This window comes from Rhizobacter sp. P3_B12, assembly GCF_056402895.1.
This window is the reverse complement of record NZ_JBFUGN010000762.1, coordinates 1-3,043: the sequence shown is the minus strand read 5'-3', so window position 1 is coordinate 3,043 and position 3,043 is coordinate 1. Positions and strand designations below refer to the sequence as shown.

Genomic DNA, 3,043 nt, shown 5'->3' with positions numbered 1-3,043 from the left:
ACTGCACGCGGCCATGTGCAGTCGTTCGCGAGCGACCGGTTTCAGGTAGGCTAGCCAACATCGCTCTTCGACTCGCGCATGGAACAAGCACTCCTCGGAAAGATTGATGCGGCCCTCGCCGAGATCCGTCCGATGGCGGAGAAGTCTTTCGAGCCCGCCGTGAGCATCGAGCGCCAACTCGCGTGGTGCCGTACATTCCTCTTAGGGTGCGCTGGCGAGATTCGACCGGGCCCGTTCTCGATGGGCCTCACTGCAGTTCGCGAATTCGACATGTATGGAGACCGGCCGGAACTTGCAGCTCTGATTAACGATATCCAGCGTGCCATGCAGGCGATGTTGGGTCTGCGTTGAGAGGCGGAGGCCGGCCAGAAGCGGTAGGTAACGAGCGGCTGCTTCGAAACGGAACCTCGAAGGTGCTATTTAGACTCACGCCTCGCACGTTCCGAGGACATCGGCTCGCTGGCGGTCGCCGGCGCCATGCGAGTTCGAGCGTGGGCGATACTGAAATCGGTCGCGGCCTTCGCCACGGCCCCTTCACTCAGTATTGCAGCCATGGCGACCGAAACCTGTATTCACGGCATCTGCTTCTACGCACTTGATCCCAACGGCCCCAAGTTCTTCGGCTTCGCCGAATACCTTGCGGCAATGGCCCTGCTGGTGCTCGCCTGGACGATCGCCGACGCGCGCTACCAATTCCGCATCGAGACAGCACCGCTCCCGCTTCAGCGCATCGCGTTCGTCAACGTCGCCCTCGTTGGGATTTTCACCCTCCTGACAGATCTGTGGCGGGCCCAAGGATGGCTTGTTCCGGTGGGTCGTCCGCTGACACCAGCAATCTGGCAAGGGTTGCTCGGGTTGACCTTCCTGCTCACATTCCTTGGCTGGGCATGGTTCGCATTCGTTCGACCGCCGCGATTCGGGCCTCTAAATGCGGAGCGATATGTCCGTGCCGTGTATCGGGCGATCTTGCGTGGATCAGGAGACGAACTCGCAGTGATCTCCGATGAGATCGCGCGTTCCGCCAGCCGGTTGATCAAGTACGCGCCATCCACCCATTCGCGCCGGAAGCCATCGAGAGCGTCACCAGGAGGTGCAGAGCCGTCATTGCGGAAGGTCGAAGGCTACGCCAACGACTTTCTACTACTGATTGCCGACCGCCGCTTCTGCCGCGCCGTCGTGGCGAAGGGCCCGGTACTCGCGCTGGCGCTGTTCCGCGAGATCGCCCTGCAGAAGAAGCACGACGTGGCGATCGGCACATTCACGCGCAACATTGTCGGCGAGGCTCTCGTGAATACTGRCTCCTTCCTGTTCCACGAAACCGAAGGCTATCGAGTCGGCTTGCTCGGGCACCACAAGCCGCTCAGTCAGGCGATCTTTGGAGACTACGCTATGTTGGCCGGCATCGGTACCGCATTGGACGCCGACGTGGGCGAGAGCTTCAACTGGAACTCGGACACCTGGGTCGCCTTCCTGCGCGCAGCTCGAGTCGCGCTCAAGGCATATGTTGAAGCCGGATTCCCGTCCAGTACGACTGTCCTGTTCCGCCTCCATTCAAGGCTCGAGTTCGCTGCGCTGGACCTCTACCAGCTCGATGGCTCCAATATGCTGGAGTGGCGTACTGGCCCGTATGCGACGCTGCGAGCATTGGTCGACTTTCTCAAGGACGCGATTGAGATACTGAGCAAGATGCCTGTGCCGGAATACATCGAGCTTCGCAGGCACAAACGGTACGGGCCTGGCCACTCGGTCTATGACATGGTCGCGGAGTCGATCGTCAACATGATCTTCTGTGCTGCTAGCGTGCGTTCGCCAATCAGCACTTGTTGGACCATCCAGCACAACACCGTCTGGTCCGCCTTCTTCGAATCGTTCGCCGAAAAGACACAGGCGGGCGCCTTTGTGAGGCACAAGGTGCGACGCTTGATCTATAACGAGATCAAGGAGATGGAGCGTTTCCCGAACTTCAAGGGCGCCAAGTTCCTGGCGTTCTGCCTGAACGTAATGGGTCTTAAGGTCGATCGGTCGTCGATCGACAAGGAATATCGGCCCCTTCACCGTGCGCTGATTGCCTGGACACGTAGGAACTACGAATCGCTCAGGGCGGCAAATCTTGAGGTGGCCGAAGCATGCCTCGTTGACGGAATGTCCTACGACTCTGAGAACCGGCGTCTAGTTAGGACCTATCCAGCCGGCGGGTTGCGCAAAGAGCCGAGCTATGTCTACTTGGAAGTGCTGCCTCTGGCGGTGTAGCCACTAGACAGGCCGAGCGTCCGCCTTCGATTGCCCGAGTCGGGACGGCCGATGTCGGCTTTGGGTCGGATGGAGGCATCCACAGCCGCCCTCGGCGAATGTCCGGTTCGCTGCCGCGCACCTCGGCACCTCGAAGGACCGCTCAGGGTCGTTTCGAAGCTATCGCGGCTGAGCATGAACGTCTTCAGTCGGCCACGAGCAGCCCTTCGCGACCGGCTGCTTTGACGATCGGCCGGTGGCCCACGGGCCCCAATCTCGGTCCCGAATCGGAGAGCAACTCCAAGCGCACCTGCATGCGTACACTGTGGCCCGTGGAATCGCTGCTCACTCTTGTCGATTCGTTCGTGGTCACTGCAGAACTTGCTCCGCAACTCGACGGTCTCGAGCTGGGAAACTGGTACGTCGTCGATGGCACGTTCGCTTCGGCAACGGAGCTGCCATCCCGCGGCAGTTGGGTTGAGGTGCAACTGCCGAACGGAGACTCCCGCCAGGTAGTGGTAGTAGGTTGCGAGATTCGGCATGGTGTTGCGGCACTGTTGTTCATAGAGCCAGACGTCAGTTTCCCGCGCCTGARCAAAGTTCGCCGTCTCCCCGACCAGCTGCCATCGTGACTGTGCGGCTAGTTGCGCCGATCGCGACCGCTTCCGCAAACGGCCACGACCGGTCGGCCCCGAGCGGCAGCTATCGGGCAGCCACCGCTACACCAATCATGGAGTCCTGTTTTGATGAGCCAAGACCTTGAGATTGACTGCAATCGACACGGGCGGTCTGTAGCCGCCGCAGTGTGTGGTCA

The 3,043-nt window shown here is 60.6% G+C and carries 2 protein-coding genes; both read left to right on the top strand.

Translation table 11 applies throughout. From position 1 onward, the window contains the following. The first annotated feature begins 78 nt into the window (after positions 1-78). Positions 79-351, top strand: coding sequence for a hypothetical protein (locus AC1D01_RS27580; protein ID WP_477872078.1), 273 nt, complete (start codon positions 79-81; stop codon positions 349-351). A 201-nt stretch (positions 352-552) separates the two neighbouring features. Next, the gene (locus AC1D01_RS27575) at positions 553-2,250 is read left to right on the top strand and encodes a hypothetical protein (RefSeq protein ID WP_477872076.1); all 1,698 of its coding nucleotides are present in this window, start codon (positions 553-555) and stop codon (positions 2,248-2,250) included. The last annotated feature ends 793 nt before the right edge of the window (positions 2,251-3,043 follow it).